At 59.8% G+C, this 19,968-nt stretch carries 22 protein-coding genes; 10 read left to right on the top strand and 12 right to left on the bottom strand.

From position 1 onward, the window contains the following. Nucleotides 1–27: 27 nt before the first annotated feature. From EGT36_RS09840 to glcF, 3 genes are all read left to right on the top strand, one after another. Nucleotides 28–1,461: an FAD-linked oxidase C-terminal domain-containing protein gene (locus tag EGT36_RS09840; protein ID WP_037090839.1), complete on the top strand. Its 1,434-nt coding sequence runs from the start codon at nucleotides 28–30 to the stop codon at nucleotides 1,459–1,461. 202 nt (nucleotides 1,462–1,663) lie between these two features. Further along, a complete protein-coding gene (gene glcE / locus EGT36_RS09850; RefSeq protein ID WP_037090941.1) occupies nucleotides 1,664–2,878 on the top strand; it encodes a glycolate oxidase subunit GlcE in 1,215 nt (404 codons plus the stop codon). Between the two features lie 3 nt (nucleotides 2,879–2,881). Continuing rightward, nucleotides 2,882–4,186 (top strand): glycolate oxidase subunit GlcF, encoded by a 1,305-nt coding sequence (gene glcF, locus EGT36_RS09855; protein ID WP_125270345.1) that lies wholly within the window; start codon nucleotides 2,882–2,884, stop codon nucleotides 4,184–4,186. A gap of 232 nt (nucleotides 4,187–4,418) precedes the next feature. Here glcF and EGT36_RS09860 read toward each other — a convergent pair whose 3' ends face one another. Together EGT36_RS09860 and EGT36_RS09865 are read right to left on the bottom strand one after the other, a co-directional pair. Next, entirely contained in the window at nucleotides 4,419–5,078 is a 660-nt protein-coding gene (locus tag EGT36_RS09860; protein ID WP_004440172.1) for an outer membrane beta-barrel protein, read from the bottom strand. Nucleotides 5,079–5,341: 263 nt separating this feature from the next. Continuing rightward, entirely contained in the window at nucleotides 5,342–6,118 is a 777-nt protein-coding gene (locus tag EGT36_RS09865; RefSeq protein ID WP_125270347.1) for a L,D-transpeptidase, read from the bottom strand. A 234-nt stretch (nucleotides 6,119–6,352) separates the two neighbouring features. Here EGT36_RS09865 and EGT36_RS09870 point away from each other — a divergent pair, with 234 nt between their 5' ends. Both EGT36_RS09870 and EGT36_RS09875 read left to right on the top strand, forming a co-directional pair. After that, entirely contained in the window at nucleotides 6,353–6,982 is a 630-nt protein-coding gene (locus EGT36_RS09870; protein WP_037090940.1) for a DNA-3-methyladenine glycosylase I, read from the top strand. After that, on the top strand, nucleotides 6,979–7,422 hold the full coding sequence (locus tag EGT36_RS09875) for a hypothetical protein (RefSeq protein ID WP_004440178.1): 444 nt from the start codon (nucleotides 6,979–6,981) through the stop codon (nucleotides 7,420–7,422). The genes EGT36_RS09870 and EGT36_RS09875 overlap by 4 nt, the downstream gene beginning before the upstream one ends. A gap of 14 nt (nucleotides 7,423–7,436) precedes the next feature. Here EGT36_RS09875 and EGT36_RS09880 read toward each other — a convergent pair whose 3' ends face one another. Continuing rightward, the gene (locus EGT36_RS09880) at nucleotides 7,437–8,480 is read right to left on the bottom strand and encodes a YeiH family protein (protein WP_037090837.1); all 1,044 of its coding nucleotides are present in this window, start codon (nucleotides 8,478–8,480) and stop codon (nucleotides 7,437–7,439) included. Between the two features lie 81 nt (nucleotides 8,481–8,561). Between EGT36_RS09880 and EGT36_RS09885 the strand changes: the two genes are divergently transcribed. Continuing rightward, on the top strand, nucleotides 8,562–9,479 hold the full coding sequence (locus EGT36_RS09885) for a LysR substrate-binding domain-containing protein (protein ID WP_004440182.1): 918 nt from the start codon (nucleotides 8,562–8,564) through the stop codon (nucleotides 9,477–9,479). 145 nt (nucleotides 9,480–9,624) lie between these two features. Here EGT36_RS09885 and copM read toward each other — a convergent pair whose 3' ends face one another. Genes copM through relB form a run of 5 tightly spaced genes read right to left on the bottom strand, consistent with a single transcriptional unit; the run spans nucleotide 9,625 to nucleotide 11,673 of the window. After that, the gene (copM, locus tag EGT36_RS09890) at nucleotides 9,625–9,999 is read right to left on the bottom strand and encodes a CopM family metallochaperone (RefSeq protein ID WP_037090836.1); all 375 of its coding nucleotides are present in this window, start codon (nucleotides 9,997–9,999) and stop codon (nucleotides 9,625–9,627) included. A gap of 57 nt (nucleotides 10,000–10,056) precedes the next feature. Next, nucleotides 10,057–10,440, bottom strand: coding sequence for a hypothetical protein (locus EGT36_RS09895; RefSeq protein ID WP_234882025.1), 384 nt, complete (start codon nucleotides 10,438–10,440; stop codon nucleotides 10,057–10,059). A 41-nt stretch (nucleotides 10,441–10,481) separates the two neighbouring features. Then, nucleotides 10,482–11,246: a hypothetical protein gene (locus tag EGT36_RS09900; RefSeq protein ID WP_125270349.1), complete on the bottom strand. Its 765-nt coding sequence runs from the start codon at nucleotides 11,244–11,246 to the stop codon at nucleotides 10,482–10,484. A 6-nt stretch (nucleotides 11,247–11,252) separates the two neighbouring features. Continuing rightward, the gene (locus EGT36_RS09905) at nucleotides 11,253–11,456 is read right to left on the bottom strand and encodes a type II toxin-antitoxin system RelE family toxin (RefSeq protein WP_286083845.1); all 204 of its coding nucleotides are present in this window, start codon (nucleotides 11,454–11,456) and stop codon (nucleotides 11,253–11,255) included. Beyond that, nucleotides 11,440–11,673 (bottom strand): type II toxin-antitoxin system RelB family antitoxin, encoded by a 234-nt coding sequence (gene relB / locus EGT36_RS09910; RefSeq protein WP_004440186.1) that lies wholly within the window; start codon nucleotides 11,671–11,673, stop codon nucleotides 11,440–11,442. The genes EGT36_RS09905 and relB overlap by 17 nt, the downstream gene beginning before the upstream one ends. Nucleotides 11,674–11,907: 234 nt before the next feature. On the opposite strand from relB, the gene hisS reads away from it, so the two are divergent. From hisS to hisG, 4 genes are read left to right on the top strand one after another with little or no spacing between them, the layout of a single operon-like run. Further along, nucleotides 11,908–13,431 (top strand): histidine--tRNA ligase, encoded by a 1,524-nt coding sequence (gene hisS, locus EGT36_RS09915; protein WP_037090834.1) that lies wholly within the window; start codon nucleotides 11,908–11,910, stop codon nucleotides 13,429–13,431. 4 nt (nucleotides 13,432–13,435) lie between these two features. Beyond that, nucleotides 13,436–13,804 carry a VOC family protein gene (locus EGT36_RS09920; protein WP_006699502.1) on the top strand — a complete coding sequence of 123 codons (369 nt, stop codon included), beginning with the start codon at nucleotides 13,436–13,438 and terminating at the stop codon, nucleotides 13,802–13,804. 16 nt (nucleotides 13,805–13,820) lie between these two features. Then, nucleotides 13,821–14,945, top strand: a complete 1,125-nt coding sequence (locus tag EGT36_RS09925; protein ID WP_037090833.1) for an ATP phosphoribosyltransferase regulatory subunit — start codon at nucleotides 13,821–13,823, stop codon at nucleotides 14,943–14,945. After that, the gene (gene hisG, locus EGT36_RS09930) at nucleotides 14,942–15,634 is read left to right on the top strand and encodes an ATP phosphoribosyltransferase (RefSeq protein ID WP_004440190.1); all 693 of its coding nucleotides are present in this window, start codon (nucleotides 14,942–14,944) and stop codon (nucleotides 15,632–15,634) included. Before EGT36_RS09925 ends, hisG begins: the two co-directional genes overlap by 4 nt. Before the next feature lie 62 nt (nucleotides 15,635–15,696). On the opposite strand, the gene EGT36_RS09935 is transcribed toward hisG, so the two are convergent. From EGT36_RS09935 to groES, 4 genes are all read right to left on the bottom strand, one after another. Continuing rightward, a complete protein-coding gene (locus EGT36_RS09935) occupies nucleotides 15,697–16,143 on the bottom strand; it encodes a DoxX family protein (RefSeq protein ID WP_037090832.1) in 447 nt (148 codons plus the stop codon). A 147-nt stretch (nucleotides 16,144–16,290) separates the two neighbouring features. Then, on the bottom strand, nucleotides 16,291–16,731 hold the full coding sequence (locus tag EGT36_RS09940) for a hypothetical protein (protein WP_037090831.1): 441 nt from the start codon (nucleotides 16,729–16,731) through the stop codon (nucleotides 16,291–16,293). A gap of 923 nt (nucleotides 16,732–17,654) precedes the next feature. Next, nucleotides 17,655–19,289, bottom strand: a complete 1,635-nt coding sequence (groL, locus tag EGT36_RS09945; RefSeq protein ID WP_004440194.1) for a chaperonin GroEL — start codon at nucleotides 19,287–19,289, stop codon at nucleotides 17,655–17,657. Nucleotides 19,290–19,362: 73 nt separating this feature from the next. Continuing rightward, nucleotides 19,363–19,659, bottom strand: coding sequence for a co-chaperone GroES (gene groES, locus EGT36_RS09950; protein ID WP_004440196.1), 297 nt, complete (start codon nucleotides 19,657–19,659; stop codon nucleotides 19,363–19,365). Nucleotides 19,660–19,968: the final 309 nt, after the last annotated feature.

Raw genomic sequence — 19,968 nt, forward strand, 5'->3', positions numbered from 1 at the left:
ACCAGTTATCGGCACGGAGGAGCGGCGGTGACGCAGCCTATAAAGTTTCTGGAGCCGCGCGCTCAGGTCTTGGCGGATCGCGAACGAATTATCGCCGACCTCAAGACCGTCCTGCCTGATGACTGTCTTGTGCACGAGCCCCGCGAACTCGTGCCTTTCGAGACCGATGCTTTCGTTTCCTATCGCCGTCTGCCGCTCGCCGTCGCTTTGCCGAGAACGACGGAGGAGGCGGCGGCTGTCATGACATATTGCCATCGCTCCGGCATTCCGGTCGTGCCGCGCGGGGCCGGCACCTCGCTTTCCGGCGGCGCTATCCCGCAGGAAGACGCCGTGGTGATCGGCCTGTCGAAGATGAGTGCGATCCTTGAGCTTGATTTTTACAATCGCACGGCGCGGGTACAGGCGGGCGTCACCAATCTCTCCATCTCCGATGCCGCAGGCGCGGAGGGTTTCTTTTATGCACCCGACCCCAGCTCGCAGCTTGCCTGCACCATCGGCGGCAATATCGGTATGAATTCCGGCGGCGCGCACTGTCTGAAATATGGCGTCACCACCAATAACCTGCTTGGCGTCAAGATGGTGCTGGTCGATGGCACGGTGCTGGAGTTGGGCGGCAAGCATCTGGATGCTGCAGGTTACGACCTGCTCGCGCTTGTCTGCGGCTCGGAGGGCCAGCTCGGTATCGTGACGGAGGCAACGGTGCGCCTCATCGCCAAGCCGGAGGGCGCGCGCCCGGTGCTGTTCGGTTTCGAAACCTCCGAAGAAGCGGGCTCCTGCGTCACGGATATCATTGGCGCGGGCATCATCCCTGTTGCCATCGAGTTCATGGACAAACCGGCCATCGAAATCTGCGAGGCCTTCGCCAAAGCGGGATATCCGCTTGACGTCGGTGCGCTTCTTATCGTGGAAGTCGAAGGCTCCGAGGCGGAAATGGACGCCATGCTGGCCGATATCGTGGCCATTGCCCGACGACATGGCGTGAAGACGGTGAAGGAATGTCAGTCGGCAATGGAGGCGGCGGCGATCTGGAAAGGCCGCAAATCCGCCTTTGGCGCAACGGGTCGTATCGCGGATTATATCTGCATGGACGGCACGGTGCCGCTCTCCCAGCTTTCCCATGTGCTGAAAAAGACGAGTGAGATCACCGATCGCCTCGGCCTGCGCGTCGCCAATGTCTTCCATGCCGGCGATGGCAACATGCACCCGCTGATCCTGTTCAACGCCAATGACCCTGACGATGCGGCCCGTGCGGAAGAAGCGGGCAACGAAATTTTGAAGCTCTGCGTGGATGCCGGCGGCTGTTTGACCGGTGAACATGGTGTGGGCATCGAAAAGCGTGACCTGATGCGGCACCAATATGGCGAGGCCGATCTCGCCCAGCAGATGGCGGTGCGGGCAGCCTTTGACGAGGGCTGGTTGATGAACCCTTCCAAGGTGTTTCCGCTGGAGGGGAGGGGTTGATGGGCGCTGGATTTATGATGTTGCAGGGTGTGGCTTACCCCCCTCTGCCCTGCCGGGCATCTCCCCCTCAAGGGGGGAGATCGGCAAGGGGCGAACACCCTGCCCATGGAACGGGTGAGTGCGGCATATCGATCTCCCCCCTTGAGGGGGAGATGCCCGGCAGGGCAGAGGGGGGTATCACTTGCTCGAAGGCAACAATCGCATGCTGACGCCCTACGCGGAAACCCAGGTCGCCGACATCATCCGCGATCATGCCACGCGCAAAACCCCGCTGAAAATCTTCGGCGGCAACACTCGCTCCGGTTTCGGCAATGCGGTGACGGCGGAGACCGTGCTAACCTCCCGTGCGATGAACGGTATCGTTTCCTACGTCCCCGCCGAAATGGTCATGACTGCCAAGGCTGGCACGCCGCTCGCAACTGTCGAAGCGGCGCTGGCAGAAAATCGCCAGATGATGGCCTTCGAACCGATGGACCATCGCCCCATCATGGGCACCCATGGCGAACCGACCATTGGCGGCGTCTTTGCTGCCAATGTTTCCGGTCCGCGCCGCTATGTGGCGGGTGCGGCGCGTGACAGCCTTTTGGGCATCCGTTTCGTTAATGGTAACGGCGAGATCATCAAGGCCGGCGGCCGGGTGATGAAGAATGTCACCGGTCTCGATCTGTCGAAGTTTCTCGCTGGTTCTTTCGGCACGCTTGGGTTCCTCACCGAAGTCACATTCCGCGTGCTGCCGAAACCGCCCGTCGAAAAAACCGTTGTCGTGTCCGGCCTTGATGACGAGGCGGCGACACGCATCATGGCGGCGGCGATGGCGATGAGCGTCGAGGTCTCCGGCGCGGCGCATCTGCCTGAAAGCGTGCGCTCCCGCTTTATCGATGGCGCCTTGCCGGAAGGACCGGCCACCATTCTGCGTCTGGAAGGCCTTGCGGCCTCGGTGGAGGCCCGCACGGCTAAACTCCTGTCGGTCATGGATCGCGTCGGACCCTGGGCGCTGCTGGAGGGCGAGGAAAGCAGTCTTTTGTGGCGGCAGGTCCGGGATGTCGCGCCCTATGCCGGCCAATCCGCCAAGCCGCTCTGGAAAGTCTCGGTAGCGCCTTCGATGGGCCACCAGCTTGTTGCGGCGCTGCGCATGGAGGCAGGCATCGACGCCTTCTATGACTGGCAGGGCGGCCTGGTCTGGATGCAGATGGAGGCGGACCCCGAAGCCGATCTGCTGCGCGGCGCAATCCGTGCGCTCGGCGGTGGCCATGCCACGCTGGTAAGGGCGAGCGATGCTGTGCGCGCCAAAGTCGCGGCCTTCGAACCGCGCCCGGCGGCGGAAGCACTGCTTTCCGCGCGTATCAGGGAGAAGCTCGATCCCGTGGGCATCTTCAATCCCGGCAAGATGGCCGTAACGATGGAAAGGGCCGTCTGAACCATGCAAACATCCTTCACGCCTGAGCAGCTGGCCGATCCACATGTGGCGGAATCCGAAAAAATCCTGCGCAAATGTGTGCATTGCGGCTTCTGCACCGCCACCTGTCCCACCTATGTCACGCTTGGCAACGAGCTGGATAGCCCGCGCGGCCGCATCTACCTCATCAAGGACATGCTGGAAAACAGCCGTCCGGCCGACCGCGAGGTGGTCACCCATATCGACCGCTGTCTTTCCTGTCTTGCCTGCACCACCACCTGTCCCTCCGGCGTGGATTACATGCATCTGGTCGATCATGCCCGCGCCCATATCGAGCAGACGTACAAGCGCCCCTTCATGGATCGGCTGATCCGCAATCTTCTGGTCGGCATATTACCCCATCCTGCCCGTTTCCGGCTGGCCCTGCATCTGGCCCGTCTGGCACGGCCTTTCGCCGGTCTTTTTGCAAAGGCTCCCGCGCTGAAACCGCTGCAGTCCATGCTTGCTCTCGCACCGGCCGCGGTCCCTCCAGCGTCGGCGTCAAGCCGCCCGGGCGCGCGACCGGCCGAAGGTGAAAAGCGGGGGCGCGTCGCCATTCTCACCGGCTGCGCCCAGCCGGTGCTTGATCCCGGTATCAATGAGGCGACGCTGCGGCTGCTTACGCGGCTCGGTATCGAGGTCGTTGTGCCGAAAGGGGAGGGCTGCTGCGGTTCGCTGGTGCATCATATGGGGCGGGAGGAAGAAGAGGCGCTGGCTTCTGCTCGGCGGAATGTCGATGTCTGGACGCGCGAGATGGAGAATGGCGGTCTCGACGCCATCATCATCACCGCGTCCGGCTGCGGCACCACCATCAAGGATTACGGCCATATGCTTCGGCTTGATCCGGCCTATGCCGAAAAAGCCGCGCGGGTCTCGGCTCTGGCAAAGGACATCACCGAATACCTCGCCACGCTCGATCTGCCGCAACAGCAAAGCCAGGGGCTGACGGTCGCCTATCACTCCGCCTGCTCCATGCAGCACGGTCAGAAGATCACGCTTGCGCCGAAACAACTGCTGAAGGCGGCGGGTTTTGCCGTGCGTGATCCGGCGGAAGGGCATCTCTGCTGCGGCTCGGCCGGAACCTACAACATCCTGCAACCGGAAATTTCCGGCAAGCTCAAGGCGCGCAAGGTGAAGAACATCGAGGCCACGCGGGCAGATGTCATCGCGACAGGAAATATCGGCTGCATCACGCAGATCGGAACCGGCACGGACATGCCGATCCTGCACACTGTCGAGCTTTTGGACTGGGCTTATGGCGGGCCGAAGCCGGCTAGACTCTCGGTTTAGAACGCCGCGCACCAGTAAAGCCCGTCGTGCATGAGAAAAGATTCGCCTGAGCGTCGTCGCTCTCGTTTCCTCATCCCTGTGCTTGTCACGGGGATCCAGCCAGTCCTTGGGCCGAGAAGATTCTTTCCGTCACGCGGACGCGCATCGTCCAGATTCCTGTGACAAGCACAGGGAGTGAGGGTGAGGGGATGCCCACCGGCTGCGAGGATGCGCCCCGCTTCCCAAGCCACCACTAGAACTTATACGCCACACCGAAATTCACCGCATTGGTGATGATGTCGGTCTTCAACGAGCCGCCGTTGTCAATATCGACATCGACGAAGGAATAGGTGCCCTTATATTCCACGAAGGTCGACCAGCTGTCGGTGATGCGGTAGCTGAGGCCGGCCTGCGCCTGCAGCGTTGCGCCGCCGAACTGGTATTCGAAAGTCTTGCCGGAGGGGCGGTACACTTCCACATGCGGCACGTTGATGCCGACGCCGGCGCCGACGTAAGGGGTGATCGGCAGGGATTCCAGCGGAAAGCGGTAGAGCGCGTTCAGCGTCAGTAGGTTCAGGCCGTCGGTGAATTCGAAATGCGACCAGCCTGAGCGGGCAAGCGTCTGGTCATCGGCATAGACCTTGTCATGGGTGAAATCGAGCGAGATACCGAAATTCCGGAGCTGACCCTCATCGAACCAGTAGGTGCCGCGCACGCCCCAGTAGGGCGGGTTGGAAAAGGACTTGCCTTCCCATCCGGCGCGGAAATCCGGACCGTCGGAAACTTTCACATCGCTGTGCGGTGCGCTTTGCCAGCCGCCGTAACCGGAAATTTCGAATTCGCCCGCGATTGCGGCAGAGAAGGAAACGCCGCTGAAGAGCAGGGCGCAAACAAATGAAGTATGGCGCGGCATGAAGTGAATCCAGATTGATATCAGTAATTCACCAAACCGTTTTTTGATAACATTTGAATGACAGAAACGAAAAACGGGCGGTCGATTGACCACCCGCTTTAAGGCCGTTCCGTCATCCCCCTGAGAGAGGTTCGGCGCCTGGCGTCCCCCGCCAAGTCTCATTCCGCTGAAGTGAGCCGGATTGTACCGCCGCAGGGCGGTAATTCAAGCGGATAAGCCAATACGCCCGTTCCGAAGCGGCCGGAAAGGCTGAACCGTTGCCGTCATATCACAATGACCTTGGTTCCGACGTTGACGCGCTCATAGAGATCGGTGACATCCTCGTTGCGCATGCGGATGCAGCCGGAGGAATTGTTGCTGCCGATCGTCCAGGGCTGGTTGGTGCCGTGGATCCGGTAAAGCGTCGAGCCGAGATACATGGCGCGCGCGCCCATCGGGTTGGCGGGGCCGCCTTCCATGAAGGCCGGCAGGTAATGTCCTTTTGCCGCCTCTCGGGTGATCATTTCCTTCGGCGGGGTCCAGCTCGGCCATTCCCCCTTACGGGTCACCTTGTGAGTTCCAGCCCATTCGAAACCGGGCTTGCCGACGCCGACGCCATAACGCCGGGCCTTGCCATCAGCAAGCACGAGATAGAGGAAACGGTTCGGCGTATCGATGACGATAGTGCCGGGTTTTTCATTGGTCGGATAGGTGACGATCTGCGGCAGGAATTGCGGCGCGATCTGGGTACGCACCGGCGCATTGGGGCGTACGGCGGCATTCTGCACCCGTGCCGGGCGCTGCGATGTGACGCCGGAGCTGGGGCGCTGCGGCATTGCGGCCTGGCGCTGCTGGAAGAACGGCTGGCGTGCGGCAGGTGCGCGCGGATAGACAACGGGGCGCACGTTGCCGCGGCCACCGAGCTGGGTTACCCATGGCGCGGAAAGATCCGGGCTGACGACGACGGGCGGACGCTCGCGATAACGTTCATTGGCCATGGCGGCAGGGACGGCGAGGGTGGAAACAAGGCTCAACGCCAGGAAAACGGACTTCATCGTCATCGGGTGGACTCTCTCTGCGGGACGTCGCAACTATGGATTTGCGGGATCATTCTCCCGCTTTGCCGGACACGTTCGCACCTTGACGCCAGCGAATCGTAAATGGCTGTTCATTAAAAAGCGCTTGATTAAGGAAAGCTGATTTTAGGGTTAGCACCCCGTTTTGAAACGTGGTGAATGAGTGGTAAGTGCAGTCTTTAAGTGGTCGCAGGCGGAGTGGAAAAGGTGGTCGCGGAAATGATCGAGGCGGGACTTGAAACGGGCGCGGATGGCCTTGTTCGGTGCTTCTGGCAGCAGGGGCTTGCGGATTACAGCCGATATCACGACGAGGAATGGGGTTATCCCGTCACCGATGATCGCCGCCTGTTTGAGAAAATTTGCCTGGAGGGCTTTCAGTCCGGCCTCTCCTGGCTGACGGTGCTGCGCAAGCGGGAGGCTTTCCGTCTTGCATTCGCCAATTTCGAGTTCGAAAAAGTGGCCGAGTTCGGCGAGGCCGATATCGAGCGCTGCCTTTCCGACAAGGGCATTATCCGCCATCGCGGCAAGATTGTTTCCACCATCAACAACGCCCGCCGCGCCGTGGCTCTGCGGGACGAGTTCGGGTCGCTCGCCCGATATTTCTGGGGTTTCGAACCGGCTGCCGCAGAAAGGCCGCAAAGGCTGGACTATGCGACTTTAAGGGCCAATCCCACTAGCGCCGCCTCCATCCGCCTTTCCAAGGATCTGAAGAAGCGGGGCTGGACCTTTGTCGGCCCGACGACCGTCTATGCATTCATGCAGGCCATGGGTATGGTCAACGACCATATCGAAGGCTGTCATTGCCGCCAGCCGATAGAGGTCATGCGGCGGGAGTTTGTACGTCCATGAAGGTAACCCCCCTTCTCCTGGCGCTTGCCATGGCCATGGCCGCCGTGCCGCACCCCTCCTTTGCGGAAGGCCGCAACGTCGACGGTATCTGGCTGGATGACGGCGAAAGGCTTAAGGAGGTGGCGTTGCCACCGGCCGGCCCGCTGAAGCTCGAGGGCTGGACGCGTCGCGGGCGCGGCGATGTTTATCGTCTGAAGGTGAAGGCAGGGCAGACGGTGAAGGTCGAGCTCGCCGCCTCGAGCGAATTCGTGTTGATGGCGATCTTCGATTTTTCGACCCCGGATGAAGATGCGATTTTCTTCAGCGATTCCCAGGGCAAGGTGGCGACGCTGACACCAAAGGCAGATACTGAGTGGTTGATTCGCCCGACGCTCATTCTCGGTTCGCCGCGCCGCGGGCTCGGTGCGCATTATACACTTACTGTCAGCGCCGGCGAATAAAGCCGGAAGCTGGCTCAGGCCGTCTGGGTCAATATGATCAGGCCAAAGCTCAGGATACCGAGCAGCAAGAGAGACAGGCTGGCAGCCAGGATGACCTTACCGCCGGCGTGGCGAAGGCTGCGGATATCGACCGAAAGGCCCAACGCCGCCATCGACATGATGGTGAGGATGTTTGAGAGAGAGGCGACGGGGGCAAGCAGGACTTCAGGGATGAGACCGAATGACCGGGCCATGATCATCAGCACGAAGCCGATGATGAACCACGGAACCATCTGCTGCAATCTGAGGCGTCCCTTGTCCGACCGGCCGTGGACGACGGAGAGGGTGGCGATGACAGGTCCCAGCATCAGCACGCGGATGAGCTTCACGATGGTGCCGGTTTGCACGGCAATCGCGCCAAGCGGGGCGGTGGCGGCCAGAACCTGCGGCACGGCATAGACCGTAAGCCCGGCGAAGATGCCGTATTGGGTGGCGTCGAGCCCGAGAAGCTGCGGCAGGAATGGCATCAAAAGCACGGCGGCGACACCGAGAACCGCGGTAAAGGCAATCGAGGCGGCGACATCTTCCGGCTTGGCGCCGATGGCGGGGGCCGCAGCGGCAATGGCGGAATTGCCGCAGATGGAATTGCCGCAGGCAATCAACGTCGCGAGCTTGGGCGGAAGGCCGAGCATCCGCCCGGCGGCATAGCTGACGACCAGTGACAGCGCGACGATCAGCGCAATGCCACCTATCAGCAATCCGCCGGCGCCCTTGAGGATGGACAGGCTGAGTGATGCACCGAGAAGCGCCACGGCGATTTCAAGCAGGGTCTTGGCGCTGAACTTTATGCCGGCGGAAGCGGCTGCGGGCAGAGCCACCAGCGAACGCAGCATGGTCCCGATCAGAATGGCGAGAACGAGATCGCCAAGCCAGGCATGGCCCGCAAGCCGTACCTGAACGCGCTCCGCCAGAATGGCGGCGCAGCTGACAGCTACACAGATGAGAATGCCCGGAAGAAGCGGGGTGAGCCAGCGGAGCGAAAACTGGAAGGGATGAGCAAGGGTGCGATGTTGGGCCATGACCAGACCATGCCGCAGCAGCCTGTTTTATTCTATCAAATAATATGGCATATATTATTCTATAAAATCGAATGAAAAACCATGACCTTTGAGCAGCTCCGTATTTTCATAGCCGTAGCCGAACGCGAGCACCTGACAAGGGCTGCGGAAGCCATCGGTCTGACCGCCTCCGCCGTCAGCTCCGCCATCAAAAATCTCGAAGCCTTTTATAATGTCGAACTGTTCCACCGCGTCGGCCGCAACATTGAGTTGACTGAAAGCGGCCGGGTGTTTCTGGGTGAAGCAAAGGCGACATTGGCGCGTGTGCGCAATGCGGAACTAATTCTCTCCGAAATGGGCGGGCTGACGCGCGGTGAAATCACCGTCTGCGCCAGCCAGACCATTGCGAGCTACTGGCTGCCGCCGATCCTGATGCAGTTTAAGAAGCTCTATCCCGGTGTCACCGTGCGGCTGGATATCGGCAATACCAAGACCGTGACGCAGGCGGTGCTGGACGGTCTTGCGGAGGTGGGTTTCATTGAAGGCAGGATCGATGAGCCGGCTCTGATGGTGCAGCCGGTGGTGTCTGACAAGCTTCTGGTCGTCACGGGCTCCGCCCATCCCTTTGCCGATGGCCGTTATCTCACCGCGCTGGATATCCTCTACGGCACTTCATGGGTTCTGCGCGAGCAGGGCTCCGGCACCCGCTCCGCCTTCGAGGCGGCGGTGCGGCAGATGGGCGTGGATCCGGGTGAACTCTCGGTCATGCTTGAACTGCCGTCCAACGAGGCGGTGGTGATGGCGGCACGCTCCGGCGGGGCTGCGACGGCAGTTTCAGCCTCAGTGGCATCCCTCTTCCTGCGGCAAGGCCTGCTCGTTCGCGCTGGTATTGATCTGCCCGCCCGCAACTTCGCTTTGTTGCGCCACAAGGAACGCCACACCAGCCGGGCAGCCATGGAGCTGGAACGCCTCAGCCGCGCGGCATCGGAGGATTACAAGGCCGGTCTTGCTGGGTTATAGTAACGCGCGGGGTGGCAGGCGGCGTTCGCGCGTTCGCCGTTGTATGGGAAAGCTGTCGCAAGTTTCTTCTCCCCGCGGGGGAAGAAATATGCCGCAAAGTTGCCGGAGGAGCGCCATAGCCGGCGCTCCCCTTCAACAGTAGCAATCACTTGCCCTTGGACTTCAGCCAGGCCTTCATCATGGTCATTTCGCCTTCCTGCGCCTTGATCACTTCTTCGGCCAGCTTGCGGATTTCCGGGTCCTTGCCGTATTGCAGTTGGACCTTGGCCATATCGATCGCCCCCTGATGATGCGGGATCATGCCGCGCACGAAATCGACGTCGGCATCGCCACTATAATCGATTGCCATATTGCCATGCATCTTTTTGCTGGCTTCCATGAACGCCTGCGTGGAGGCGCTGTCGCTCATGCTGCCTTTTGACATGTCGTGTCCGGCATGGCCGCCCGCGTCCTGTGCAAAAGCGGGCATGGCGAGAGAGGCCGCAAAAGCGGCGGCGAGCGTAATGGTCTTGATAGACATGGATTATCCTTCCTGTGTCTGACGGATTTTTCGAAAGTCGGTCTGAAAAATCTGCGGTCAGGCGCGGGGAGGCGGTAGCGGCGGCGCGAAAGCCTTGCCGTCAAAGACAGTGCCGCGTTGCGGCTTCGGATAGGCGAATGCCATCCGCCCGGCATCGGCAAAGATCATTCGTGGAACCACGATCAGGCAGGCGGCGCAGGAATCCGGATGTGAAGCATCGTTGCCGTGGGGGCAGCAACCGCCCGTTCCCGCTTCATGAGCGGCATTCTCCGCAGGCGTTTGAGAACCGTGATCTTGCGGGTGTGATTGGGTATCTTGATGTTTCATCGGCAAATGCGAGGAAACAACCATGCCTGTCGGCATGCTCATCGCCATCTGCGCCGGCATCGCGCCGTAAAGCAGGCAGGCAAGGAACATCAATGTGCGGACCACATGGGACATGATGTGAAGTTACCGCTGAAATTATGGAATAAGCATGACGATCAGGTCAGTTCGCGTGCAATGACGTGGTGCACGATGCGATAATCCCTGCTTTCCTCGCCAAGCGGCGCGAGCGGCCACTCCCATGCAGCGGCGGGCGCGGGAAGCTCAATGCCGTGCAGCAGGTCTTCGTGCTGGTGCAGGCTTCCATCCTTGCCGATGACGTCAAAGGCGGTGTCCGTCACCAGGCACACCTTGCAGGGCAGACCGGCCAGCGCATCGAGATGCGTATGAATGAGTTTCGGCAGGAGGTCATCAGGCGCAGCCGCTATTTTCTGCCGTTCCAGCCGATGCTGTGCACCCGTACCGATCTGCGACAGCAGGTTGGCCGAGACGACAAAATCGAGATAGGGCACCCGCCGCAGGAAATCGAGCGGTTCCGCCGGTCGGCCGGCCATGAGATCATCGAAGCCGGAAAGATCGCGATTGGCGATGCGGACATTCTTTTTGGCATTGAGCCGCAACTTCGCCTGCACACTGGCGAGATGTACCAGATCGACCAGAACGACGGTATCGAACATCGCCACCAGCGCCTCATGGGGTACATCCCGCAACAGGCCGGACCCCAGCACCACGGCGGTCCGTCTCTGCTTCAGCTTTCTCGCCGATTGCAGCACGAATTGCCGGCTGTTGTTTTCATGCTCCGCCCAGGCTTTGGCGCAACGGTTGGCGCGTGCCCAGAGATTGACGGAATAGCGGATATGCGGCCGGAATTCTTTCGGCGTGACCGCGCGTGTCGCGGCATATTGCAGGGATTCGAGGATCATGAATGCCTAACGGTAAATTTGTCGGCGATGGCCGATTTCGACCCAATAACTGCCGAGTTCGGAACCTTGCAGGGCGGCACCGGTTCTGCGGGGATTTTCATTTTGCACCACCCTGTCTGCCAGAAACGAAACGATGCGGTTCGCATCTTGCTTCGCCAGCTTTTCAAGCTGCTTGACGGCGCGGCGCTGAAACTCAATTTTCCAGATCAAGATTGCGCATCACTTCTTCCAGAGTATAGGTGCGCTCATTGTTTGCGATCCGTCGCCGCGTCGCCTCTTCGGCGAGATAAAGATCTTCCATATCTTCGATATGCTTCTCGATCGCCTCGCGAATGTAATAGGCAGATGTGCGTCCGGTGCGCTCGGAAAGCGCTTTCAGCCGCTCATAGGTCTCATCCGGGAGGCGGATGGCCGTCTGTTTGCTCATCGCTTGCGTCCTTTCCGAGCAAAATGGGATACATGCATCCCATATAGCATCGCTTGTCCTTCGCGGCCAGTAAAACCGGAGCCTTTGCGGCTTGCCGCACAGGGCTTCATCCTCTAAAGCATGTCTCCCAAAAGTGCGCAGCGGTTTTGGGATAAAGACATGCGTAGAAACAGAATTTAAAGCGCGGCGCGCTTTAACACCGGCATAATTTCAGGAAAATATCGGATCGGCATCATGAGCGAAAAAGCAAAAAAGCCTCAGAAACTGAAAGCCCGCCTGCCGCGCGGCTTCGTGGACCGCTCGGCTGCCGATATCCATGCCACCAACGAGATGATCGACAAGATCCGCAGGGTTTATGAGCTTTACGGTTTCGACCCGATCGAAACGCCGCAGTTCGAATATACCGATGCGCTCGGCAAGTTCCTGCCGGACAGCGATCGTCCGAACGAGGGCGTGTTTTCGTTGCAGGATGACGACGACCAGTGGATGAGCCTGCGCTACGATCTGACGGCGCCGCTCGCACGCCATGTGGCCGAAAACTTCAACGAAATCCAGCTGCCATACCGCACCTATCGCGCCGGTTATGTCTTCCGCAATGAAAAGCCCGGCCCAGGCCGTTTCCGGCAGTTCATGCAATTCGATGCCGATACGGTGGGTGCATCCGGCGTGCAGGCGGATGCCGAAATGTGCATGATGATGGCGGATACGCTGGAAGCACTCGGCATCAAGCGCGGCGATTACGTTATCCGAGTCAACAACCGCAAGGTGCTCGATGGCGTCATGGAAGCCATCGGTCTCGGCGGCGAGGAAAATGCCGGTCGTCGTCTCAACGTGCTGCGCGCCATCGACAAGCTCGACAAGTTCGGTCCTGAAGGCGTAAAGCTGCTGCTCGGCCCCGGCCGCAAGGACGAGTCCGGTGACTTTACTAAGGGTGCCGGTCTCGGTGACGAGCAGATCGAAAAGGTCCTGTTTTTCGTCGGCATCAAGGATTATGCGGCGAGCGCCGATGATCTGGCGAAACTGGTCACGGGCACCTCGAAAGGCGAGGAAGGCGTTGATGAACTGAACATCATCGGCGCTCTGGTCTCCAGTGCCGGTTACGATGCGGATCGCATCAAGATCGACCCCTCGGTCGTTCGCGGCCTCGAATATTATACAGGCCCGGTCTATGAGGCCGAGCTCACCTTCGATGTCACCAACGAAAAGGGCGAAAAGGTCGTGTTCGGCTCCGTCGGCGGCGGCGGCCGTTATGACGGCCTCGTCTCCCGCTTCATGGGCCAGCCGGTTCCCGCCACGGGCTTCTCCATCGGCGTTTCTCGCCTGATGACGGCGCTGAAGAACCTCGGCAAGCTCGGCCAGGTGAAGCCGCTCGCACCCGTTCTCATCACCGTCATGGATGGCGATGTGGAGAGTATGAGCCGTTATCAGCGCTTCACCCAGGCGCTGCGGGCCGAAGGCATCCGCGCTGAAATGTATCAGGGCAACTGGAAGAAATTCGGCAACCAGCTGAAATATGCCGACCGCCTCGGTTCCCCCATTGCCATCATTCAGGGCGGTGACGAGCGCGCCGAAGGCGTGGTGCAGATCAAGGACCTGATCGAAGGCAAGCGCCTCTCCGGCGAGATCGAGGACAATGCCAGCTGGCGCGAGGCGCGTGTGGCCCAGGTCAGCGTGCCGGAGGCCGAGCTGGTGGCAAAGGTCCGCGAGATTCTGGAGCATCAGGCAGAGGACGTTCGCCGCGCCGCCGAAGGGCGCTGAAGCCATGGGGATCTTTGCGCTCGACCATGTTCAACTGGCGATGCCGGCTGGCCGTGAAAAAGAGGCGCGGGCTTTTTACGGGAGCCTGCTCGGCTTTGCGGAACAGGCAAAACCGGCCAATCTGGTTGCCCGCGGCGGCTGTTGGTTCAGCCGGGGTTCGATAAAACTGCACCTGGGCATCGAGCAGGATTTCCGACCGGCGAAAAAAGCCCATCCGGCGTTTCTGGTCGATGACTTGGCAGACTTGCGAAAAACACTTGAAACAGCGGGCTGCCATGTGGTTGAGGATGAACCGCTTGAGGGATATCACCGGTTTTATGTCCATGATCCCTTCGGAAACCGCATCGAAATGATGCAGCCGCTCGAACCGTGACGAAAAGTACCGTTCCATGCCCCTGATCGACATGCCGGAGTTTTCCGGAGAGCTACTGGAAGAATTCGCCGCGCGCCGCGCGAGTCGCGTGAACACGCCCGTCATCCAGCCTGCGGAACCGTTTCTGGATATGGCTGGCGAGGATTTGCGCCGCCGTATCTTCATGACGGAAAGCGAGACGGGTGAGAGCCTGTGCCTGCGGCCCGAATTCACCATTCCCGTCTGCCTGCGCCATATCGAGACGGCGACCGGCACACCCAAACGTTATTCCTATCTCGGTGAAGTCTTCCGCCAGCGCCGCGAAGGTGCGAACGAATTTTATCAGGCCGGCATCGAGGATCTCGGCGATACCGATATTGCTGCCGCCGATGCGCGTGCCGTCATCGATGCCACCGGGATTCTGCAGCGTCTGCTGCCGGGCCGGGCGCTTGCCGTCACCCTGGGCGATCAACAGGTGTTCGAGGCGGTTGTTGCCGCCCTTGGCCTGCCGCTCGGCTGGCAGAAGCGGCTGGTACAGGCCTTCGGTGACATGGCGCAGCTTGACGCGTTGCTGGAAAGCCTCATGCATCCCAAGCCGATGACCGGGCTGGACGCCCGCGTCGCCGGGCTATTGGCGACGGGGGATGAGGCGGTGCTGGTCGATTATCTCGATACGGTGATGCAGGAAACCGGCTACTCCACCAATGCAAGCCGTTCACCACAGGAAATCGCCCGCCGCCTGCGGGAAAAACTGGCCCTTGCGGCCACACGTCTACCGGATGACAGCTTTGCGCTGCTGAAGCAGTTCCTCGCTTTGAAGGCGCCTTTGCCGCAGGCCTCGCAGGTTCTGGCCGATTTTGCTGCGAAGGCGAAGCTGAAACTGGACGGAGCGCTTTCCGCTTTCGACAAACGTGTCGCAGCTCTTTCTAACGCGGGCGTTGACCTCGAAACCGTCACCTATGGCGCGGCGTTCGGTCGTCCGCTCGACTATTATACCGGCCTTGTTTTCGAGGTGGTGGAAGCGGGTGGAGATAGTGTTCTCGCCGGTGGCGGCCGTTTCGACCGGCTGCTGACGCTGCTCGGCGCACAGGAAAAAATACCGGCCGTGGGCTTCTCGCTCTGGCTGGATCGCATCGAAACGGTGCGCGGGAGTAAGCCATGATCACCATCGCATTGCCCTCCAAGGGCCGGATGAAGGAAGACTCCTCCGCCGTTCTCGAACGCGCCGGGCTGAAAGTCGCTGCCGTCGGCAATGATCGTTCCTATCGCGGCCGCGTCGAAGGGCGCGACGATATCGAGATCGCCTATCTGTCGGCGTCAGAAATCGCCCGCGAGATCGGCGCCGGCACGGTGGATTTCGGCGTGACCGGGGAGGACCTTGTGCGTGAAGGGCTGACTAATGCCGATGCGCAGGTGGAATTCTGCGCCCGTCTCGGTTTTGGGCATGCCGACGTCGTGGTCGCCGTGCCGGAAATCTGGCTGGATGTGGACAGCATGGCGGATCTGGGTGATGTCGCTTCGGAGTTCCGCGCCCGCCATGGTCGAAGGCTCGCCATCGCCACCAAATACTGGCGGCTGACGCAGCAGTTCTTTTCACGCCAGCACGGCATCCAGCTTTACCGCATCGTCGAAAGCCTCGGTGCCACCGAAGGCGCGCCGGCGGCGGGGCAGGCGGATATCATCGTTGATATCACCTCCACGGGTTCGACGCTGAAAGCCAACCATCTGAAAATTCTCTCCGACGGTATCATCGTGCGTTCGGAAGCCTGCTTTGTCCGCGCCCGCAAACCGGAGCATGACGGCGATGGAAGGATTGAGGAGATAGCGTCGCGCATCAGGGCGGCGGTCTGAGCATCAAAACACAAAAGCCGCTGGATCGCTCCAGCGGCTTTTTCGTTGGCGGGACGCCTGAATTAAGCGTGAGCCAGAGCGACGCCGCGCTTTGCATCGACGGAATAGGCACCGGGACCGAAGGCGGCGAGCAGGATATAAGCGCCGGCCAGGGTGATGTTTTTCATCAGCATGATGCCGTTCAGCGCGTTGATCCAGCCAAGCGCCGGGTCAGGCCAGCCGGGAACGGCAACGGTGCCGCTGTGGAAAACGAGGCCGGTGAAGACGCAGAAGACGGCAAGCGCCCAGGCGGCGATTTTCGTCTGGAAACCGACGAAAATGGCAAGACCGGTCACGAGTTCGAAGAGGCCTGCGAGATATGCAAGCGCGGTTGCGGCAGGCATGCCGGCACCGGCGATCATGCCGGCCGTACCAGCCGGATCGGTAAGCTTGCCGAAGCCGGCATAGATAAAGATGAAGGAAAGCAGAATGCGGGCAATAAGAACGAGAACGTTCTGGCTGCTGGACATGGAAATCTCCGGTAAATGATCGGCGTTTCGCCGGTTGGGGCAATGTCTGGAGATATCAATGACTGAAAATCATTCGCCCATAAAGATGAACAACAGAAGACGAATTGTCTTTATTTTGTGAACGATGGTGAAACCGGAAACAGGATATCAGGCGGCGAAGCGCATGTCTTCGAAACGGGGAAACAGAAACAGTCCCGTGATACGACCGGGCTGGCCATCTTCAAAATTGAAGGATTCACCCATGCAGATGACCGGTTGCCGCAGGGCCGGCAACATCGAGATGCCGGTTGAAAAGCAGAAACGCGAGGGGGCGGAAGAAGCCTGTTCGAATAGTTCCAGCACCCGGGCGTGGTCAGCGCGGTCGTAACAGCGGACGAGGCTGAGCAGGCCGCATTCACCCGGCGGCACCCCATGCATGAAAGATGCTTGTTCGCCGAGCCGGATGACACCGCTCGAAAGCTCACTGCTCCATTCTTCCGAAATGAAGAAACGCGCCAAAGTCCGTGGATCCGGTGTGGTGGGAGCCGCCGCGGGCAAAGCATCGTTGCGTCTTGATATTTCGAACAATTCGCGCCCCCGTATGAACATCGCGCCGGCGCCGCTTTTGAAGCGTTATCGCCGGGTCGAACTTCCACCGCCATCCGCAGTCGGACGTATCTGCCAGGCACCGAAACCCCTTCAATGCTTGCGTCCCGTCGCGGCACCCTTACGGGGGCTGCTTATAGTTTATTTTCTTCTACCTACAACAACCAGTCAGTGAGAAATATAAAAATAATATGTATTTCTTCTTCAAAACCGCGAGACTTGTGAAAAGACACAACTAAATAGCGTACTTACAGGTCACTTGGCGCCGATATCGAGTCCCGTGGTGATGATGATTCGCAGCAGCGCCACCGCAATATTCCATGAGCCGCAAAAAAAAGGCGGGATAAATGCGGCGCTGTTCCAAAACGGGACAATATTTGAGCCCTTCCGCGTGGGCCTTCGAAATTGTGCAACCGGTTGATTTTACGAGGCATCTCTCTGGGAAGTGCCGACGTTCTGCTCAGTCTGGCGTCGAGGTTCACAAACTGCGCTCTTTTCTCTTCGGTCAGGGGACAAGGCCGACCCGACGAGTGCCGTTCATTATCCCGATGACAGGACTGATTAGAAGTCCATGCCGCCCCGTCTGGCGCGCTGGCGACGCCGGACCACTCAAGGGGCATGGGCGGCCAACGAAAAAGGGCGATCCGAAGACCGCCCTTTCATTATTCCGGTGACAGAACTGATTAGAAGTCCATGCCGCCCGTCCGGCGCGCTGGCGACGCTGGACCACTCAAGGGGCATGGGCGGCCGACGAAAAAGGGCGATCCGAAGACCGCCCTTTCATTATTCCGGTGACAGGCCTGATTAGAAGTCCATGCCGCCCCGTCTGGCGCGCTGGCGACGCTGGACCACTCAACGGGCATGGGCGGCCAACGAAAAAGGGCGATCCGAAGACCGCCCTTTCATTATTCCGGTGACAGAACTGATTAGAAGTCCATGCCGCCCATGCCGCCGCCCGGCATTGCCGGCATCGGAGCGTCCTTCTTCGGAAGCTCGGCGATCATGGCTTCGGTGGTGATCAGCAGCGAAGCAACCGAAGCTGCGTTCTGCAGAGCCGTGCGGACAACCTTGACCGGGTCGACGATGCCGAGCTGGATCAGGTCGCCATATTCGCCGGTCTGGGCGTTGTAGCCGTAGTTGTCTTCGTTCTTCTCAAGGATCTTGCCAACAACGATGGAAGCTTCGTCACCAGCGTTGTCTGCAATCTGGCGAACCAGAGCCTGCAGGGCGCGGCGGATGATGTTGATACCAGCTTCCTGGTCGTCGTTTTCGCCCTTGACGGCGATCTTCGTGGACGAACGCAGCAGAGCCACGCCACCACCAGGCACGATGCCTTCCTGAACAGCAGCGCGCGTCGCGTTGAGAGCGTCGTCGATGCGATCCTTCTTTTCCTTCACTTCGACTTCCGTCGAACCGCCAACGCGGATAACGGCAACGCCGCCAGCGAGCTTGGCAAGGCGTTCCTGCAGCTTTTCGCGGTCGTAGTCGGAGGTGGTTTCTTCGATCTGGGCCTTGATCTGGGCAACACGACCTTCGATGTCGGACTTCTGGCCGGCGCCGTCAACGATCGTGGTGTTTTCCTTGGAGATCGAAACCTTCTTCGACTTGCCGAGCATGTCGAGCGTAACGTTTTCGAGCTTGATGCCGAGGTCTTCGGAAATGACGGTACCACCGGTCAGGATGGCGATGTCTTCCAGCATGGCCTTGCGGCGGTCGCCGAAGCCAGGAGCCTTGACGGCAGCGATCTTGAGGCCGCCACGCAGCTTGTTGACGACGAGCGTTGCAAGAGCTTCGCCTTCGACGTCTTCAGCGATGATGACGAGCGGCTTGCCGGTCTGAACGACAGCTTCGAGAACCGGCAGCATGGCCTGGAGGTTCGAGAGCTTCTTTTCGTGCAGGAGGATGTAGGCGTCTTCGAGGTCAGCCACCATCTTTTCCGGGTTGGTCACGAAGTAGGGCGACAGGTAGCCGCGGTCGAACTGCATGCCTTCGACGACTTCGAGTTCGGTTTCAGCGGTCTTGGCTTCTTCAACGGTGATGACGCCTTCGTTGCCGACCTTCTGCATTGCTTCAGCAATGTCGAGACCGATCTGACGTTCGCCGTTTGCGGAGATCGTGCCGACCTGCGCAACTTCTTCAGAGGTGTTGATCTTCTTGGCCTTGGCCTGAAGGTCCTTGACGACTTCAGCAACGGCCAGATCGATACCGCGCTTCAGGTCCATCGGGTTCATACCGGCAGCAACTGCCTTGGAACCTTCGCGAACGATGGCCTGGGCCAGAACGGTCGCGGTGGTGGTGCCGTCACCGGCGATGTCGTTGGTCTTGGAGGCAACTTCGCGAACGAGCTGTGCGCCCATGTTCTCGAACTTGTCTTCCAGTTCGATTTCCTTGGCGACCGAAACGCCGTCCTTGGTGATGCGCGGAGCGCCGAAGGACTTGTCGATAACGACGTTACGACCCTTCGGGCCGAGGGTTACCTTCACTGCATCAGCAAGAACGTCGACGCCCTTGAGCATCTTTTCGCGTGCTGTGCGGCCGAATTTTACTTCTTTGGCTGCCATTTTCAAAACTCCTGGTTTCGAATGGCCGGACGGGGTCCGGCTTGAAATTTAAGGAAGGATGGGGTGGCCGAAATCAGCCGATGATGCCCATGATGTCGGCTTCCTTCATGATCAGAAGGTCTTCGCCGTTGAGCTTGACTTCGGTGCCCGACCACTTGCCGAACAGAACGCGATCGCCAACCTTGACGTCGAGAGCGACGACCTTGCCGGCTTCGTCACGTGCGCCGGAACCGACGGCGACGATTTCGCCTTCCTGCGGCTTTTCCTTGGCGGTGTCGGGAATGATGATGCCGCCCTTGGTCTTTTCTTCGGACTCAACGCGACGAACAACGACGCGATCGTGAAGCGGGCGGAAATTGGTGCTTGTCATTGTCTAATCCCTCGATCAAATGACTGCGCGAGCTTTTGGAACTCGCCTGATGGGTGTTAGCACTCTCGTTTATCGAGTGCCAGCGGAACCGAGATAAGGAGGGCTTCTTCCGGAGTCAAGAACGCCCTGTCTGAAAAATTTCATGGCTTATGGTTACCAGCGTTCCATGACAGGAATTTCTATGTCTGCGCGATGCTATGAAGCTTCACATCGGGAGGCTGGAAGGCTCGAAAAGCGCGCCGCTGTCTTCCTCAGGCTTGTCCCGTGAATATGATCTGACAAGGCATTGATTTTCGTGACGGGTTTGGA

The sequence above is a fragment of the Agrobacterium sp. FDAARGOS_525 genome, from assembly GCF_003938925.1.
Lineage (GTDB): Bacteria > Pseudomonadota > Alphaproteobacteria > Rhizobiales > Rhizobiaceae > Agrobacterium > Agrobacterium pusense.